General features: G+C 38.5%; 13 protein-coding genes. All 13 read right to left on the bottom strand.

Going from position 1 to position 17,514, the window contains the following annotated elements; translation table 11 throughout:
- Positions 1-165 precede the first annotated feature (165 nt).
- The 13 genes from ISU02_RS21075 to ISU02_RS21015 all read right to left on the bottom strand — a co-directional run bounded on the left by ISU02_RS21075 (position 166) and on the right by ISU02_RS21015 (position 17,476).
- Complete coding sequence (locus ISU02_RS21075; RefSeq protein WP_194703830.1) at positions 166-1,131, bottom strand: serine hydrolase domain-containing protein; 966 nt, start codon at positions 1,129-1,131, stop codon at positions 166-168.
- The gene (locus ISU02_RS21070) at positions 1,128-3,491 is read right to left on the bottom strand and encodes an ATP-binding cassette domain-containing protein (protein ID WP_194703829.1); all 2,364 of its coding nucleotides are present in this window, start codon (positions 3,489-3,491) and stop codon (positions 1,128-1,130) included. Before ISU02_RS21070 ends, ISU02_RS21075 begins: the two co-directional genes overlap by 4 nt.
- A 38-nt stretch (positions 3,492-3,529) precedes the next feature.
- Positions 3,530-4,366: an AraC family transcriptional regulator gene (locus ISU02_RS21065; RefSeq protein WP_194703828.1), complete on the bottom strand. Its 837-nt coding sequence runs from the start codon at positions 4,364-4,366 to the stop codon at positions 3,530-3,532.
- A gap of 194 nt (positions 4,367-4,560) precedes the next feature.
- Positions 4,561-5,544, bottom strand: coding sequence for a lactate/malate family dehydrogenase (locus tag ISU02_RS21060; protein ID WP_194703827.1), 984 nt, complete (start codon positions 5,542-5,544; stop codon positions 4,561-4,563).
- Positions 5,545-6,280: 736 nt separating this feature from the next.
- On the bottom strand, positions 6,281-7,171 hold the full coding sequence (locus ISU02_RS21055) for a fructose bisphosphate aldolase (protein WP_194703826.1): 891 nt from the start codon (positions 7,169-7,171) through the stop codon (positions 6,281-6,283).
- Between the two features lie 163 nt (positions 7,172-7,334).
- Positions 7,335-9,233, bottom strand: coding sequence for a putative bifunctional diguanylate cyclase/phosphodiesterase (locus tag ISU02_RS21050; protein ID WP_194703825.1), 1,899 nt, complete (start codon positions 9,231-9,233; stop codon positions 7,335-7,337).
- A gap of 289 nt (positions 9,234-9,522) precedes the next feature.
- Positions 9,523-10,857, bottom strand: coding sequence for a sigma-54 interaction domain-containing protein (locus ISU02_RS21045; protein WP_194703824.1), 1,335 nt, complete (start codon positions 10,855-10,857; stop codon positions 9,523-9,525).
- Positions 10,858-10,869: 12 nt separating this feature from the next.
- Positions 10,870-12,498 carry a Cache 3/Cache 2 fusion domain-containing protein gene (locus ISU02_RS21040; RefSeq protein WP_194703823.1) on the bottom strand — a complete coding sequence of 543 codons (1,629 nt, stop codon included), beginning with the start codon at positions 12,496-12,498 and terminating at the stop codon, positions 10,870-10,872.
- A gap of 348 nt (positions 12,499-12,846) precedes the next feature.
- Positions 12,847-13,689: a 3-hydroxybutyryl-CoA dehydrogenase gene (locus tag ISU02_RS21035; RefSeq protein WP_194703822.1), complete on the bottom strand. Its 843-nt coding sequence runs from the start codon at positions 13,687-13,689 to the stop codon at positions 12,847-12,849.
- Between the two features lie 12 nt (positions 13,690-13,701).
- Entirely contained in the window at positions 13,702-14,481 is a 780-nt protein-coding gene (locus tag ISU02_RS21030) for an enoyl-CoA hydratase-related protein (protein ID WP_194703821.1), read from the bottom strand.
- Positions 14,482-14,491: 10 nt separating this feature from the next.
- The gene (locus tag ISU02_RS21025; RefSeq protein ID WP_194703820.1) at positions 14,492-15,148 is read right to left on the bottom strand and encodes a 3-oxoacid CoA-transferase subunit B; all 657 of its coding nucleotides are present in this window, start codon (positions 15,146-15,148) and stop codon (positions 14,492-14,494) included.
- Between the two features lie 13 nt (positions 15,149-15,161).
- Positions 15,162-15,878, bottom strand: a complete 717-nt coding sequence (locus tag ISU02_RS21020) for a CoA transferase subunit A (protein WP_194703819.1) — start codon at positions 15,876-15,878, stop codon at positions 15,162-15,164.
- 365 nt (positions 15,879-16,243) lie between these two features.
- Positions 16,244-17,476, bottom strand: a complete 1,233-nt coding sequence (locus ISU02_RS21015) for a hypothetical protein (protein ID WP_194703818.1) — start codon at positions 17,474-17,476, stop codon at positions 16,244-16,246.
- Positions 17,477-17,514 lie beyond the last annotated feature (38 nt).

Here is a 17,514-nt window from a genome sequence, read left to right as displayed (position 1 = left end):
TTGCTACACCACTTCCTTCATCCATACCATTACTGATACCAACTTGTGGTTCGCTACGCTTGGCGGTAAATACCCGCGACTGGACTTACACCAGCTAGATTAGTGCCATGCTTGGCACACCGCAAAAAAAATGTACCCCAGGGAGTACACTTTTTTATAACTTTTTCATTGAAGCAAAATCATCTGGATAATCCGATCTAGTAACGCCCAAGGATCGACCGATTTGCGCCTCATCTGCCCTGTGGTGACGACAATCGCATCCAGCTTCGGGATACAGGCAATGATATTGCCCCCATACCCTAACGCCGCTGATACATTAAAGCCTCGTATCTCTTTAATCCACCACAAGTAACCATAGCCTTCAACTTGTTCTTTTGTGGCAGATTCAATCCACTCTTTTGAAATAACACGCTGTCCTTTAAATTGTCCTTCATGCATTATCAGTTGTCCCAATTGAATCATTGCCCTAGGTATTAAAGCTATGCCCCAACCGCCTGTATTGATTCCTTGAGGATCATGCACCCAACCGTTCATTTGCTCTCCAAATAAATCTTCCAGTTTAAATGAAGTCATCTGTATTGCCTCTATTGCGTCGATTCCAATTGGAGAAAATAGATTTTCATTGGCAAAAGTCCTTGCGGACTGACCACTGGTTTTAGTGATTACTGCTGACAGCAAATGCGTGCTTGGCGTTGAATACTGAAAACGATTGGTCAGATTACCCTTCCCCATTAAACTGATAATATACTTTACCCAATCCTTTTGTCTTCTCAATCTATCTAAAGGTTCGAAAGGGCGTCCATCCATAGATTTCATGGAAAATGCAAATGGCGCAGTCATGGTCAACAAGTGTTTAATTCGAATTGATTTTTGAATCATTGTAGCATGACTTGCATGTTCTGGGAAGTAATCAAGCACTTTATCTTCAACACTATGAATCAATCCCTGATCTATTGCAATTCCAACGAGTAATGACATAATACTCTTGGTCACAGATGCTAAATGTTGAGGCATCGAAGACGTATAGCCATTAAAATAACTTTCATTTGACATTTGATCATTTTTCATGATCAACACGCTATTAAGTGTAGGAAACTCTTTATAGATCTGTTCTATTGGTTTGACCATCATAAATACCTCCCTGTTTTGGAATTGGGATTGGTCTTTAAATCCTCAGGCGTTCCTTCTGCTATAACATAGCCTCCATTCTCGCCTCCAACAGGACCAATTTCCACTAACCAATCGCAAGCACCAAGGACATGCGTGTCATGTTCAACGACCCACACCGAATTACCCTCTGTGACCAATTGATCTAATAATAAGATCAACTTGCTTGTGTCAAAGAGGCTTAACCCTGTGGTGGGTTCATCTAAGATATAGAGTGTATGGCCACTTTTTTTCTTCGATAATTCTTTGGCAAGCTTGATCCGCTGCGCTTCACCACCACTTAATGTAGATGTGGGTTGTCCCAGCTTAATGTAACCCATGCCGATGGCATCCATCTGTTTTAAAATTTTGACGATACTGGATTCAGACTTGAATAATTCAATCCCCTCAGCAATACTCATTTCAAGAACGTCATAGATACTTTTCCCATGATACAAAACCGTTAAAGAAGCATCGTTAAACCGTTTCCCCTTGCAGGTCTCACATACGGATGTGATCTTCTGATCGCCCCCCACCCAAATGGTTTCTGTACCTGAACCACCGCATTTTTCACAAGCGCCTTTTGAATTAAAAGAAAAGTGCCCTGCATTAAAATCTTTCGCTTTCGCCGTGGGTTGCTCCGCAAAAAGTTTTCGGATCTTATCCCAGATGCCTGTATAAGAAGCTGGTGTTGAATTGATATTTCGACCAATCGGCGCTTGAGAAATTTCACAATAATTATCGACGTTAGCCATGCCCAACAGAGATTGCTTTGCTGTGCTCATGCCTTTAAAATGTGCTTTAAGGCGCTCAATCAGCGTTTGGGAGATAAGTGAACTCTTCCCACTACCGGAAACGCCGCATATGCCCACTAACGCGTTTTGAGGCATCTGAACCGTAATATGTTTTAAGTTGTTCGTACATGCGTCCACAATTGAAATCTTTTCCGAATTGAGCAATGCTTCACGTGATTTCAATTGGCGACTTGGCAATTGCATTCGACCAGATAAATACAGGCCGGTCACTGATTTTTCATCTTTGAGAAGTCCATCATATGAGCCTTGATACATAATTTCACCACCATTGACACCTGCGTAAGGTCCAATATCAATCACATGGTCCGCTTGAGATATTACCAGTGCATCATGTTCAACGACTAAAACCGTATTACCGATGTCCTTTAAGTGATTGATGGCTATCATCAGTTCAATTTTTTCAGATTCATGCAAGCCCACTGTGGGCTCGTCTAAGACATAGATCAGAGAATCTAACTTGCTGGCTAAATGATTAAAGAGAAACAGGCGCTGTATCTCTCCACCACTCAGTGTGGGCATTTCCCTATATAATGTCAAATGACCTAGTTTGGCTTCAACCATACCTTCTAACTTTTCAATAATTTCTGAGGTTAGTTTCTGTCCACTATAGGGTAAAGCCGATGTCGCTTTATACCTCTTCATCACTTCTAATAAATGACTGATTGTCATTTGAGCGAGTTCCCCTATATGCTTGCCTTCTATTAAATATGCTCTGGCATCTTCACCTATTCTTGAACCCTCACAATCTTCACAGTGTTTTTTAAAATAAAAGCCCTGGGTGTCTTCTATATCTCTTGCCATTCTACTTTGAAATAAACGACTTAGACAAAAGCTCACTTTATCAGAGGCATTGGACACTTGATGCCCGTATAGAACGTCTAAGCGCACCGCTTCTGGAAGTGACCAAAAGGGAATTGCCAAATACGCTCCAAAACGCCTTTCAACCAATCTCATGAATCCACTGGACAACTGAACCGAATCAAAGACCTGCCCAAGCGTTGTCGTTTCATTCGGTATGAGTGCTTCTAAGTCAAAGTCATAAAAGTAACCTCGCCCCGAACAAGTTGGACACATGCCATTGGGATGGTTGTAAGAGAAATAATTCAGATCAAGTCTTTCCATTTCTTCGCCACAAGCTTCACAAATCATGCCATGCTCTATAATGGTGTCACAAGAACTGCATCTGATGTTTCCATATGTCGAAAGCAACATGCTGAGCATACTGAGCACCTTTGTTCTCGAGCCCACTGTTGAACGGGGATTACTTTGTCTTATTATATTTTGCTTAACGGCAATCGTCGGCCCGAGACCTTCTATGGTTGAGAATTTTTCTACGGATTCAATATCGTTCAGTATTCCTAGCGATTTTAAATATTGTTTCCGACCTTCCTCAAATACGATATCGAACATGAGACTTGACTTTCCAGAACCACTGACACCAGTGGCCACAACGAGTTGGTTTTTTGGAATTTCAATATCCATGTTTTTAAGATTGTGAAGTGTTGCACCTTTGATTTTAATTTTATTCATGTTCTCTCCTTTTCAAATTAAATCCCCAAATTAAGGCATCATTTGATTGGAACCCATAATTCATCTTTTGAAGTGCTGAAAGGACCAAAAATACATTCAATAAAGGGCCTTTGATCTAAGGTATATCCCAAAGTTGGAATCCACTCAGAAAAAAGTTTTCGTCGCGCCTCAGAGATATCTGTAAAGACAAGCCACCTGCCACTCTTGATGCAGAAGGATTTAAATGAGTGAGTCATCTCGCCATGCTTTCTCGCGCCTATAAAATAGCGGTACTCTCCATCCAATAGGTCCCCCTCATCACTGTAAATACCCAACAAACCGCCTAAAATCTTGACTGATGCATCTCTTTGATTGGCCAATATCTCCAATTGACCGGAACGATTTAACACATTCCATATATTGGGAATTTCCTCCGTTGCCCGTGCCATTGAAATTTTAAACGATTGACCGATCACCTCAATCTCCGAATGCGTGGATTCAATTCTATAGTGAATTTCCGATTCGCCTTTGATGTCAATTGCAACGGACAACTTCGGAAAGGCAACCACTTGAGCACCCGCTTTCTTAGCCTCTGTAGGCGTGACATTATGCAGTTTTTTAAATGCTCTTGAAAAAGCATCGGCAGATTCATAACCGTATTTAAGTGCTAGATCCAGAACTCTTATCCGGGTATTCTGAATTTCATACGCCGCCAAGGTGAGTCTTCTTCGCCTTATATACTCCGATATACTGATGCCAAAAAGCTGTGTGAACAATCGTGAGAGCTGATATTCTGATAAGTATGCTTTTTGAGCCGCCACTTTTAAATCTAACTTTTGATCCAAATTTGCTTCAATATATTGAATGACCTGATTGATATTATTTAAGCCTTCCATTGGGTTCCCTTCTCTTTCCACTCTACATGAATATAAAATAGATTGACCGACTTTTCCTGCACGAATTTGTCGGATTTTCTCTGTATAGAAAAAGGGTATCATGATTAAAAAAGGATATCAATCAAAAAAGCACCTTGATGTCAACACCTGTTAAATCTAATTTTTCAGAGATGACATTAAGGTGCCTATAGAAGTTACTTTTGGGGACCCGTTTGAGCATCCAACATAGTTGCCTTGATAAAGGCAATAGAATCTTCAAGTTTCTGAGTTTCCCATGCATTTAAAGCCACTGGCAATTGTTTTAAAATACCTTCACGTCCGATAATACAGGGCATACTAAAGGCCACGTCCCCATCATGACCGTATTGACCACGCAAAGTTGTAGACGCTGGATAAACGCTTTTTTCATCCAACAGCACGGCCTTCGCCATAGTCACCGCCGCTTGAGCTACCCCTGCATTGGTCCACCCCTTGCCGTTAAAAACTTTATAGGCGGCACTGATAATTGAAGTTTTAACCACTTCAGGATCTTGAATGTCTTCTGTTGGTTTAAAATACTGGTTTAACTCACTAAAGGGAATGCCTGCAACATTCACATGACTGAGAACAGGAAAAGCTGTACTGCCATGCTCTCCCATCATATATCCTGAAACAGACTTTGGATCAATTTGATATGTGTCTGCGATTAATTTGCGTAACCTTGCTGAATCCAACATCGTGCCAGTTCCAAATACGCGTCCAACAGGATAATCAAATTCATTTTCAGCGATATAGACCATGGTGTCCAATGGATTGGTGATCAAAATAATAATGGCCTCTCTCGTGTATTGTGTAATGCCTGTCATAACTTCACGAATCACCTTACAGTTGGTTTTAGTCAGTAGAGTACGATCAGGTTCTCCTTCAGGATCGTCAGGATTTGGTAAGACACTTGGTCCTGCTGCTACGATAATGACATCTGCATCCGCGCATTGCTCATAGCCACCGCTCTTTACAGTCACATTCGTCATATAGGTTAAAGCCGTGGCTTGCGCTTGATCAAGTGCCTCGCCAAAAGCGACATTTTCTAAAATATCAATCGTACCGATCTCTGCAAACAACCCCATTTTCATGGCATCTGCTAAGACATATGAGCCCACGTGCCCAAGACCAACAACCACTAGTTTATTTTTATTCATACCAATCAGCTCCTAACATTTATGTTTTTTACAAAATTAAATTTTTTAACAATTTTCAAAGCGTATACTCAGTCCGCTTCGCTACCTTCGTAACCCTTACTCCTCAAGGAAAAATTCCTGTTTTGAGGCTTTATACTCAGTCCGCTTCGCTACCTTCGTAACCCTTACTCCTCAAGAAAAAATTCCTGTTTTGGGGCTTTATACTCAGTCCGCTTCGCTACCTTCGTAACCCTTACTCCTCAAGAAAAAATTCCTGTTTTGAGGCTTTATACTCAGTCCGCTTCGCTACCTTCGTAACCCTTGAGCAATCCTATCGGATTGCATTCAGTGGGCATTTGAACTCCCACTGAATTAGGAATATGCTCCCCCACTTTGAGAAGTGGGGGACATCTCCTCAAGGATTATATTAACATAATGATTGATATCTTCAAGTCTCTACCACATAAACAACATTTGAGGCATCTCCCGATGCCTCAAAACAATTTTCGTTGACGCTATTTGAGGTTGAACATCCCTCAGCACAGCTTTTGGCTCAAATCTTGCATACAGCAACATTTGAGGCATCTCCCGATGCCTCAAAACGATTTTCGCTGACGCTGTTTGAGGTTGAACATCCCTCAGCACAGCTTTTGGCTCAAATCTTGTTGCATTAAAAAGGGTTTGCCTCTGCGAAAAATCACAGGAGCAAACCTTCTCATCTTTATAAATCAAACGATTGAATAACAATTTAGAGCCATTATGGCTGTATTGAAGCCTCATAAATGGACTGGATCGATTGACCAATCATCTGATCAAACTCAGCATCACTTTGGTTTGCATTTAAACCTTCTGTCAATGCTCTAGAAAAACTCGCAATCAACTTGCGATTTCTAGAAAGTTTTGAATTGGCTTCTTCTCTGGAATAGCCGCCTGATAGCGCAACGACCCTTACCACATTAGGATGATCTGCAAGCACTTCATAAAAACTATCCACTTCTGGAATTGTGAGCTTAAACATTACTTTTTGATCTGGAGTAAGTGATTTCAATTGCTCTATCAATTCTTTTTTAAGAATATCCTCTGCAGCTTGTTTATTCACAGTATGAATATCCACTTCTGGTTCTATGATGGGCACAAATCCAGCCGCAATAATCACCTTCGCAATTTCAAACTGTTGCTTGACGATGGCTTTTATGCCCGCTTCGTTTACTTCTTTTATAACGGAACGCATTTTAGTGCCAAAAATATGACGCTCTTGAGCACGTGCCAACAAAGTTTCAAGATTTGGAATCGGTTTCATCAATTGAACCCCATTCTCCAAATCTGCCAGGCCTTTATCTACTTTCAAAATAGGCACGATCCCCTTTGTTTCCCAAAGATAATCAGCACTATATTGTCCATCTACTTTCAGATCCATTGTATTTTCAAATAAAATCGCCGCAAGAATTTTTTCTTTTGTAAATGCGGTACTTTTCATAATACGTGTACGCATTTCATGTACAAGCTGAAACATCTCAGCTTCATCCTTATAAGCATCTTGTGCTATACCGTAGTTTGCAAGCGCTTTTGGTGTGCTACCGCCACTCTGATCAAGCGCTGCAATAAAACCTTTATCATTTTTCATTCTTTCTAGTTGTACTGTATTCATATGACACCTCCGATAACTGGTTAATTACTCATTGTACTTATTACCCTTTAATCATTAAATCCAACATCTTTTTTTCATATATGACAAATCTTTAAAATATAGGTACTTAGCACATGTACGATTTGTGAACATAGCATACTTTTAAAAAATGAGGTTTATCATTTCATATGGCATGATAAACCTCATTTTCTTTTAAAGGCATCGAATAATAATAGCCCTGCATCCGATGAACACCCATTTTTTCTAACAACTCAGCTTGTTCTCTCGTCTCTACCCCTTCTGCAAGCACATTCAAATCAAATTGCCTTGCCAAGGATATGATGGTTTCTAAAATATGCCTTTTCCTATTGGAAATCAAAATTTCATCCACAAAGCTTTTATCTATTTTAAGCACATCAATTGGCAATTGATCTAAATAGTTTAAGGATGAGTACCCCGTTCCAAAGTCATCCAAATAAATTTTAATACCTCTATTGCGAAGCCTATTCAAATGCTCCACAACCAGCTCAAATCGCTCTATCAATATAGATTCTGTGATTTCCACACCAATTTTTTGAGGATTTATACTATAGGCGTCGATTTGCTCCAAAAACATTTCAGCAAAATCCTCTCTGCCTAATTGTCTGGATGAAATATTAATCGTCACACAGCAATCACTCTCCACATCATCGAGGCGTCTGGCAAATTGACATACCGATTCTATAATGAGATCTCCAAGTGGATGAATCAGAGTCGATTTTTCTGCAAGCTCAATAAATACATCTGGTGAAATATTGCCAAAGACATCATCTTGCCATCTGGCCAATGCTTCAACACTGACAACTTTTCCAGCTGCCATGTCATAAATAGGCTGATACACCATGAAAATCTGCTTTGTTTCTATTGCTTGATCCAGTGCCCAAATCATGCTAAATCTATTTTTAATTTCATAGTCCAATTTAAGATCATAAATAAAGTAATTCATCGTATGAAGTTCTTTGGTTTTACTCAGTGCAATATCTGCTTCATTTAACAATATTTCCGCAGTTTTCTTATTGGAATTACACGCAGAAATCCCTATTCTGTACTTGATATTTATGCTCAATTCCTCTAAGAAAATAGAATATCCCAAATCCTTGTTAATCCGCTTTTCAAGTTCATCTATTTTCAAATCTGTAATAACCACTGCAAAAGTATCATTTCCAACTCTTGCAATATGCTTCGCCTTAAACTTCGGATTGCCTAACAATTCAGATATCTTTCTCAGTACTTTGTCCCCAAATCCGTAGCCGTAAACACTATTGATATTTCTAAATTGAACGATGTCTATGAGCAACACCGATAAATCCCTATTATCTGTCTTTTCCAGGCAGTCTCCTAAAGCCTTGATGAACCCCTGTCTGTTTAGTAAATTGGTCACTGCATCTTTATAGGCAATCTCAGTTAATTGCATATTTTTCGCGGCATTATCCTCAAGTAATACATTTACATGCTTATTCTTCTTTAACAAGGCTTCATTATCTTCTGAAATTTTTTTTTGATAGTCTTGAAAGAGATTGAGTACTTTGGGCACCGTAATCAGAAGAATTAATATAATCGTGTACATGCTGACATATGTGGACTTTGTCACTTCGTAATGATAGGCTGGGTATTTCATATTATAAAGAATTGTCACAATGAGATGTACTGTTATCAATATGTAACTCAGTTTTATGTCCATTAAAGTGAATAAGAAGACAATAAATATAGGCACCCAGATCACAACACTCAGTATTTTACCAATGGAGACCACCGTTATGATCCCGTAAAGCAATAAGGTCATCACAAAAATGCCCTTGTCTATCCAATTCACCTTGCCTATGGCTCTGTAGAGCACATAGAGCATTACTAAAGAAAATGTTATTACAATACCCACAGGTATCAATTGTTTTAATTTCCCATCTACTGTATTCAAGGGGTTTGATATAATAGAAATGGATGATCCTAATAGCCCGATAATATAAATAAATGCGTATATTTTAATGCTCAATCGCTGTCTATTCGTTGTTAATTCATGCATTTGATATATGTTTTTTTTTATCATTTAAAAATCTCCTAAAAAAGCTTTAAACTCACTTGTTTAGCTCATTTACCCATTGAAATTATCCTCACTCAATAATCATACATCGTTTTGCTTTACCAGTCTATTACATTTTGTTCAAAAGTGATGCCATGCGTTTTGAATAGAATACATAAAAAAAGATTTCTCAAATAACTTCGCTTTTTTGAAACGACTTTTATTGAGGAATCTTTGCTTTTTTCTTCAAGTTTCCATCGTATAATTTTACTTACTGAAGTTGCAGCGTACTCTTTTTATTGCAATAAGGTATTCCTTATTTAATTTGATATCTCTTCAACTTATTATAAAGTGTACTTCTAGAAATCCCCAAGACATCGGCAACTTTGTTTTTATTGTTGTCATGTACTTTTAAATATTTCAAAATCATCTCCCGTTCAGCTTCAAAGGCATTGAGTTTTAAATAATTCTCGTTTGAATCATGCAGATCCATTTTATCTGTAAAATAAGAGGACAGCATCCCCTTTGTGATTCTGCCATTACTTGAAGCTGCAAGCATCTCCACAAGATTTTTCAATTCTCGGATATTGCCTGGCCAATGATAATGACTCAACATTTCAAATACACCAGATTCTACTGTAGGGATTTCAATCTCCATTTCAATAGAACACTTCTCCATAAAATATAAAAACAGCGCCTCAATATCCTCTATATGGTCTCGCAAAGGTGGTATGTGAATGGGAATTACATTTAAGCGATAATACAAATCATGTCTAAAAGTATTCTCATTCATCATCCGATCCAAATCAGCATGTGTTGCCGCAATAATGCGAACGTCAACAGGAATCGGATATCTCCCCCCAATTTTTTCAATCTCTCTCTCCTGCAAAACCCTTAGAATTTTCGCCTGCATCACAAGTTGCATATCCCCTATTTCATCTAATAATATTGTGCCACCATCTGCAATTTCAAACTTGCCTAGGTTACCGCCTTTTAAAGCCCCTGTATAGGCTCCAGCTTCGTAACCAAATAATTCAGATTCCAATAGGCTTTCAGGTATTGCTGCACAATTTATCCTTACAAAAGATTTAAACCGCCTTGCACTTAGATTGGCAATTGCTTGTGCAACAAGTTCCTTGCCCACACCAGTTTCGCCCATAATGAGAACCGTTGACTTTACCTTAGCTGCTGATATAATACGCTCTTTAAGGCTCATTATAGCATGCGTATGTCCAACGATATCGTCAATCGTATACTTGGCGGATCTACTTGAAGGCCCTTTCTTTTGATAATTATTTTCCTTTTGCTCGCTTTGCCATAAGTCAAAGATTTCTTTCATTTGAATGATACCCACTGGATATTGATCTTTATTCACCACAGGTATTACGGATTTATAGTTGTCATGGACAGCCTTCAAATCAGCATCTTCTAAAATTGAAGGCATTGCTTCAAATAGATCTGCGCACGAATGACTCATATTATGCCATCTAAAAACTGCATTGGCGTAGATAATGCCCATGTACTTTCCATGCTTATCTACAACCAAAGCAAAATCAGACTGTGCTTCCAACATTTTATTTTTAATCGTGTCTGCACTATCCGAAATGAGACACTCAACAAAAAAGCAATTCATGATATCTTTTGCCTTCAAACCAAACCTCCGCTATTCAATATATGGGTCGTTTTCAGTTTTAAAGATGTTCACTTGTTTGTCCACCTCAGTTGCAATTTCATCCAGACTTGAAGATGAATTGACAATATTATCAATGAGCAATTTCAGTTTTTGAATTTCAATGTAAATGGCATTAAAGCGATTATTAATTTCCATATCATCGCCGTGATTTACCGTTGCTTCATTTTTGACGTCTATTTGCTTTTTAAGGTCATCAATAAGAGTAATAATCTCCATGACCTCTTCATTGCTCGCGTTGATATATTTAGGCAATTTTTGCCTTAAAAGCTCTAATGATTCAATCATATCATTGGAGTAATCCACATTAAGATAAATAAGATTACTTTCTGAAGATAATTTTATTGGATACGTCATTAAATCTTCAATGTCTTTTTCTAAGTTTGAGAGTGTCGCCATGGATCGATCTAAATCGAGCAATACACGTTTTGACGATTCTTTTAACTTGTTCGAACTTGAAATTAGCCTGCCCATCAATATGGAAAAGGTATAGCTTAATGCGTTAAACGTATTGCTTAAAAACTTAAATTCTTCATCCTTATAGGATGTAAAACGAACAGACAAGTCCCCATTTTTCATTAACTTTAATGAGTTTACAAGTTTGTTGATGGGTTTGAAAAACTCTTTGGAAATGAAGTAAGCGATCAACAATGAAATCAGAATTGAAATAATGAATGTGGTCAATAACAATTTCAACATGGTTCTTGGAGCACTTTGTATGTCATCTAAAATGCCAATGGAGACGATATACCAATCCCAAGGCTCATAATACCTAAAATAAGCAATTTTCTCAGTGCCATCAAAAGAATACCTTATAGAGCCATTTTGCTGTTTTAGTATGCTCTGAATCCACTCATATCCCATAACATTTTCGCCTGTACGCTCAGGATGAATGATAATGTTGGCATCTGAATCCATAATCATGACGTAACCATTATTGGCTATTGTGATTCTTTTTATGGCATTGATGATTTCGTACTCGCTTTCACGTCTACCCAATACAAAAGCGCCAATTAATTTTCGATCAGAATCAAAAATGGGCATATAAATGGTTGCGTGCATAATGCCTTCTACACTTGCACGCCCCAGATAGACTTGTCCATTGATGATTTTATCATAAATGGGACCTGATGAGATATCCGTATCAATAATTCTACTACCATCTTCTTGTCTAACATTTGTGCTCACTCTTAGGAATTTATTATCTTCTAACATAAAAATGGTCGCAGGCAATTTTTCTTTTTCTATTAATTCGTCCACTAAAGTATAATCATGTGTGATTTTTTGATCCCCAATGTACCATGTTGGAATAACATAGTCTCCTACCTTCACCATCTCATTATAGTCAAACCGGCTTTCACCCAGAGCATTCAATTGACTTACAAAAGCCTCTGCAGCACTTGGAAGCCACTGGTCTAAAACACGTTGTTGCGTATCTATCATATTATATATGCCATCGTTTGTATTATTGATCATATTCTCCGTGTTTTTAGCTATTTCTTGATTGATTAACAAGTAGCTAAACCCTCCTAATAGGATAGAAGGAATCACAGAAACGATGACAAACCATTTAAAGAGTCTCATTCTAAAACTCGGATTCATAAACACCTCCAGATATATTAATTATACCATTGCTCAATATTAATGCAAAATCAATGCCATGCACTTTTTCTAATCCATTGGCGTGTTTCCACTATGTATACTGTCCATTTTTCTGGATTTTATCCAACTTTTTGGACACATTAGTCTTACAAAGCTAAAAGGGGCACTCCAAGTACAAGTCCCCCTTTCAAAGTTGTGATTGCTTATTTAAATGTATCTGCTCGTTTTTTGCTTGATACTGGGGATTGTCAAAACCATCATCTAGAAAAAGGCACCTTTTAAAATCAAACGGCGTAGATGCAATTGGTTTCATAACAAGCCACGGGCATAAACATCAAATAACGTCATTTAATACGTATAGAAGCCTTGCCCTGTTTTCCTTCCAAGCACGCCACCCCTGACCATTTTTCTCAAATATGGGTGGGGTCTATATTTGGGATCTCCAAACTCAGAATAAAGGACTTCCATAATTGCTAAATTTACATCATTTCCAATCAAATCTGCAAGGGCTAATGGCCCTATTGGGTGATTTGCGCCTAGCATCATCGCTTTATCAATATCCTCAGCTGTTGCAATACCCTCTGCCAATATGCCAATTGCTTCATTGATCATTGGAATCAGAATACGATTGACAACAAATCCCGGACCCTCTTCTACCTGCACAGGCACTTTTTCCAAACTCTCTGATAGTTTTACAATTGCATCATTTGTCTTTTCACTTGTTTGGATGCCCTTAATGACTTCAACAAGTTTCATAACGGGTACAGGATTAAAAAAATGCATCCCAATCACGCGATCTGGTCTCTGAGTTGCGCTGGCAACCTCTGTTATCGACAAAGAAGAGCTATTCGTAGCAAAAATACATTCAGAATTAACGTTTTGATCTAATTCTGAAAAGATCTTCTTTTTAAGCGCCATATTTTCCACAGCAGCTTCTACAATAACCTCACAATTTTCCAAAGCGCTAAGTTCTGTTGTCGGTTGAATTCGGGATAAAATGCGCTTCATTTCCTCTTCGGTCATCTTTCCCTTTTGAACGCCCCTCGACAAGTTCTTTTTGATATTCGCCATACCGCGTTCTAAAAACGCTTCATCAATATCTCGCATAAAAACAGAGTACCCACATTGAGCAAATGTCTGAACAATGCCTGAACCCATTGTACCAGCACCAATAACACCAATATTCATCATATTTAGTCTCCTCTAAATTGTTTTAAAATCTGGTACACGTTTTTCAATAAAAGCAGTCATACCTTCTTTTTGATCTTGTGTCGCAAAGCACAAACCGAACAAATCTTGTTCAATGACCATTGCAGTTTCAATATCTGATTCTGAACCCCTATTTATGGCACTTTTGGCATATCTCACAGCTAATTGCGCATTCGCAGAAATTTTATTTGCCATTGCAAGTGCCGTTCTCATCAAAGCTTCACTCGATACGACACTATTTACCAAACCAATATTGAGAGCTTGTTCCGCCGTTATGATTTCTGCCGTAAAAATCAGTTCTTTTGCCCTGCCCATACCCACCAGTCTCGTCAGTCTCTGAGTGCCTGCAAATCCTGGCGTTATGCCGAGACCTACTTCAGGTTGACCAAATTTAGCTTTTTCACTGGCAATTCTAATATCACAACACATTGCGAGTTCACAGCCGCCTCCTAGTGCAAAACCATTTATAACAGCAATGACGGGCTTCTCTAAAAGTTCTATTTTCCTAAAAACGTGCATCCCAAAGGTGCCAAAAGCTCTGCCCTCTTGAGCATTCATATCTTTCATTTCTGTTATATCCGCCCCTGCAACAAACGCTTTTCCTGCACCTGTAATAATAAGAACATCCACATCCTCGCGCTCTTTTACTCGATCTACAGCTATGGATAATTCCTTTAAGACTTTTGTGTTCAAGGCATTTAACGATTCCGGCTTATTGATCGTCAAGATGCCAATTTTGTTTACCATTTCAAATGAAAGTGTATCAAATACCATTACAGCCCCCTTATCCAATTTGCATTTCTTGAACAGCCTCTGAAATTGTAAAACTTGCCTCAGTCATATTTTGTATATCTTTCGCAGAAAGACCAGGTGCAATCTCTATTAATTCTAAGCCGCTCTCTTTTACATCAAACACAGCTTTATCCGTTATAATTCTCTTTACAACGCCCGCTGCTGACAATGGTAAAGTACATGACTTCAAAATTTTTGAATTGCCCTCTTTATCTGTATGATTGAGTGCGGCAACCACTTTTTTAGCACCCACCAATAAATCCATGCCGCCTCCCATACCAGGAACAAATTTACCAGGTATTTTCCAATTTGAAATATTGCCATTTTGATCCACTTCTAATGCACCAAGCACAGTTGTATCAACATGTCCGCCTCTAATGATACAGAAGGAAAATGCCAAATCAAAAGCTGACCCACCAGCTAACATTGTAATGGGTTCCCCACCAGCATTACCCAAATCCGGATTTTGCTCGCCTTTTTTGGGTGCACCACCAAATCTCAGTCCACCATTTTCTGTTTGTAGAATGACATTGATCCCATTTGGAATGTAATTTGCTGCTAATGTAGGCATTCCAAACCCTAAATTAACGACCTCTCCATCGTTAAATTCTTTCGCTATTCTTCTAGCGATGATTTCTCTACTGTTCATTATGATGCCCTCCCTATTTCAATTTATTTCCTTTTTCCCATATTTGACCAAATAACGTTTTTCTTTCTTCTGTCGATAATCCTTTGACAATATAATCTACAAAAATGCCCGGTGTTCCAATATCATTTGGCTTTAACACTCCTGTTTCAACGATTTCATCTACTTCAGCGATAACCACTTTACCTGCTGTGGCCATTGTCGTGTTTGTATTCATTGAAGTCCCTTCATAAAACAAATTGCCCAATCGGTCTGCAGCTTTTGCCTTTATAATTGCAAAATCGGCACCTAAAGGTGGAAATACAAGATACTCTTTGCCAAAAAACATTCTCTTTTCAGCATAAGATTCTACTTCAGTTCCAATGCCTACAGGTGTAATGACAGCACCGAGTCCTGCGCCTGCCGCACGGATTCTCTCGATAAAGGTTCCCATAGGATTGAACTCCACTTCAATTGTGCCCTTATTATAGCCTTCTACGAGTGCTGGATCTGTTCCAATATGTGCACCAATAAATTTTTCAACCTGCTGATTTGCAGTCAATTTACCAATGTCAAAACCTCCGCCTGGATATGAGCCCACAACACTTATCAAAGTTAATTTTTTCGTACCATTTTCAACGAGTTGATCAATCATTTGTAATGGGGCACCGATACCTAGAAAGCCACCAACCATTACCGAGTTTCCATCTGAAATCATTTTTGCACATTCTTGGACCGTTTTTATCTCAGCCATTTTGCACCTCCATATTTTTTTTGAATAATGTCACAGGGTTCTTTTACAGGGGGTAATCTAAGCTATCTGTGACGATTTCTTATAACGCAAGTTGGATGCCAAAGTTCAAATTATTTGCTAACCGTTCAAAATACTGCAATCTAAACGATTCAAATAAAAACTGCAATTCTATTACCGTGTAAACAAATGGACGATTGTGCAACTTCTTGTACAATAATTTATAAATTACTCTATAAAATGATTTATAAGCCATGTTATGAAACCATCAGAAAATTCATATGTAAAACTATATGTAAATCTATTTTTAAATAGAGCAAGAGGGCAACTGCTCGTACAATTGCCCTCTCATTTCTTCAATAATTCAATTAGTCTTTATTTTCAATGCACTTTATTTGCGTTAGGGGCCATTTATCGAAGAAAGTATTCAAAAATAGCATCGGCATCATATAGATAAACTGTCCTGCAATTAAACCTAAAGTTGGATAGCCTAACCCCATGTCATTTGAACCAAATGGTAAGAACACATACACTTTCATCCAAATAAGCCCCATAATAGTGCCTACGACCAAAACAATTGCCAGTCTGATGAGAACTCTAGAAACTTCATTTTTAACTTTTGACTTATCAGGATAATCAAAAAATTGATGGTGCCAAGTCAGACCCACCGTAATTACGGAAAGTACCAGTGATGCCACTACCAAATCGACGGGTTGGCCATTTAACAGATCCAATGGTGCCAAAACAACTCTGAGCGCACCTCTCATAATAAAAGCCATGACTAGGGAAATGCCCAGTCCCACAAAGCCTCTGTAGGGTTGTTCTTTGGCGAAAATTTTTGCAGGATAACCTTCAGTGCAAATAACTGGAAACAAAAACCATAAAATAAAACATTGACACCAAGCTAAAACTGATGGAAACGAACCCATTGGTTGACTGACGATTTGTTCCCCAGCCAGTTGGAATTTGAGAAAAGAGGGAACAAACATCGCAAACCATACAATGAGTGCAGCCGCTGTGGATGTCATCATGACGCCAAAGCTATCCCAAGGTTCTCCTGCTTTTGTAAAAGGCCATTTCCCAAATAGAGCTACATATGCAATTTGGCAGATCAAAACGGGAACCGCATAAAAATTAGCTGCTGCCCAACCTTCCGTAGCAAGCATTACATCATTAACAGTTTGTGGCATGAGCATTACACCTAAATTAAATGGTCTCCACCATATGCCAATCAATCCCACCAATACAACATAGCCTAATATTCCAGATAAAAAAGCCAGTGCACTGTATCTTAGGCCTGCAGCAGGCTGTAAATGTGTTTTTTTGTATTTACCATAATTAGTGAATACCAATGTAAACCAAATCCAAGAATTGATGGACATCCAAAAAAAAGTACCTTCTGTTACATCTTTAATATAGGCATTTTGCACTGCTGGCTCACACTGTGACAAACCAGTAGCCGCTATGATCTGAATGATATTTTTTGAAATCAATCCCCAAATGGGCCAAAATACGGATGCTATAATCGTCGCTAAAAGAACAGCAATCACACCACTCACAAGTGGATTTTTAAATCTTCTTTCAATTACATAAGAGTTCATAAGACCCCAACCTTTCCCTAAGTTACTTTACCCCCATA

The sequence above is a fragment of the Fusibacter ferrireducens genome, from assembly GCF_015352425.1.
GTDB lineage: Bacteria > Bacillota > Clostridia > Peptostreptococcales > Acidaminobacteraceae > Fusibacter_A > Fusibacter_A ferrireducens.
The sequence above is the reverse complement of the archived record's forward strand: the minus strand, read 5'-3'. Positions and strand labels throughout refer to the sequence as shown.

Coding starts and splice junctions, on each gene's coding strand:
- ISU02_RS21075 (WP_194703830.1), bottom strand. CDS start 1,131: ATGATGGTCAAACCAATAGAACAGATCTATAAAGAGTTTCCTACACTT.
- ISU02_RS21070 (WP_194703829.1), bottom strand. CDS start 3,491: ATGAATAAAATTAAAATCAAAGGTGCAACACTTCACAATCTTAAAAAC.
- ISU02_RS21065 (WP_194703828.1), bottom strand. CDS start 4,366: ATGGAAGGCTTAAATAATATCAATCAGGTCATTCAATATATTGAAGCA.
- ISU02_RS21060 (WP_194703827.1), bottom strand. CDS start 5,544: ATGAATAAAAATAAACTAGTGGTTGTTGGTCTTGGGCACGTGGGCTCA.
- ISU02_RS21055 (WP_194703826.1), bottom strand. CDS start 7,171: ATGAATACAGTACAACTAGAAAGAATGAAAAATGATAAAGGTTTTATT.
- ISU02_RS21050 (WP_194703825.1), bottom strand. CDS start 9,233: ATGATAAAAAAAAACATATATCAAATGCATGAATTAACAACGAATAGA.
- ISU02_RS21040 (WP_194703823.1), bottom strand. CDS start 12,498: ATGAATCCGAGTTTTAGAATGAGACTCTTTAAATGGTTTGTCATCGTT.
- ISU02_RS21035 (WP_194703822.1), bottom strand. CDS start 13,689: ATGATGAATATTGGTGTTATTGGTGCTGGTACAATGGGTTCAGGCATT.
- ISU02_RS21030 (WP_194703821.1), bottom strand. CDS start 14,481: ATGGTATTTGATACACTTTCATTTGAAATGGTAAACAAAATTGGCATC.
- ISU02_RS21025 (WP_194703820.1), bottom strand. CDS start 15,148: ATGAACAGTAGAGAAATCATCGCTAGAAGAATAGCGAAAGAATTTAAC.
- ISU02_RS21020 (WP_194703819.1), bottom strand. CDS start 15,878: ATGGCTGAGATAAAAACGGTCCAAGAATGTGCAAAAATGATTTCAGAT.
- ISU02_RS21015 (WP_194703818.1), bottom strand. CDS start 17,476: ATGAACTCTTATGTAATTGAAAGAAGATTTAAAAATCCACTTGTGAGT.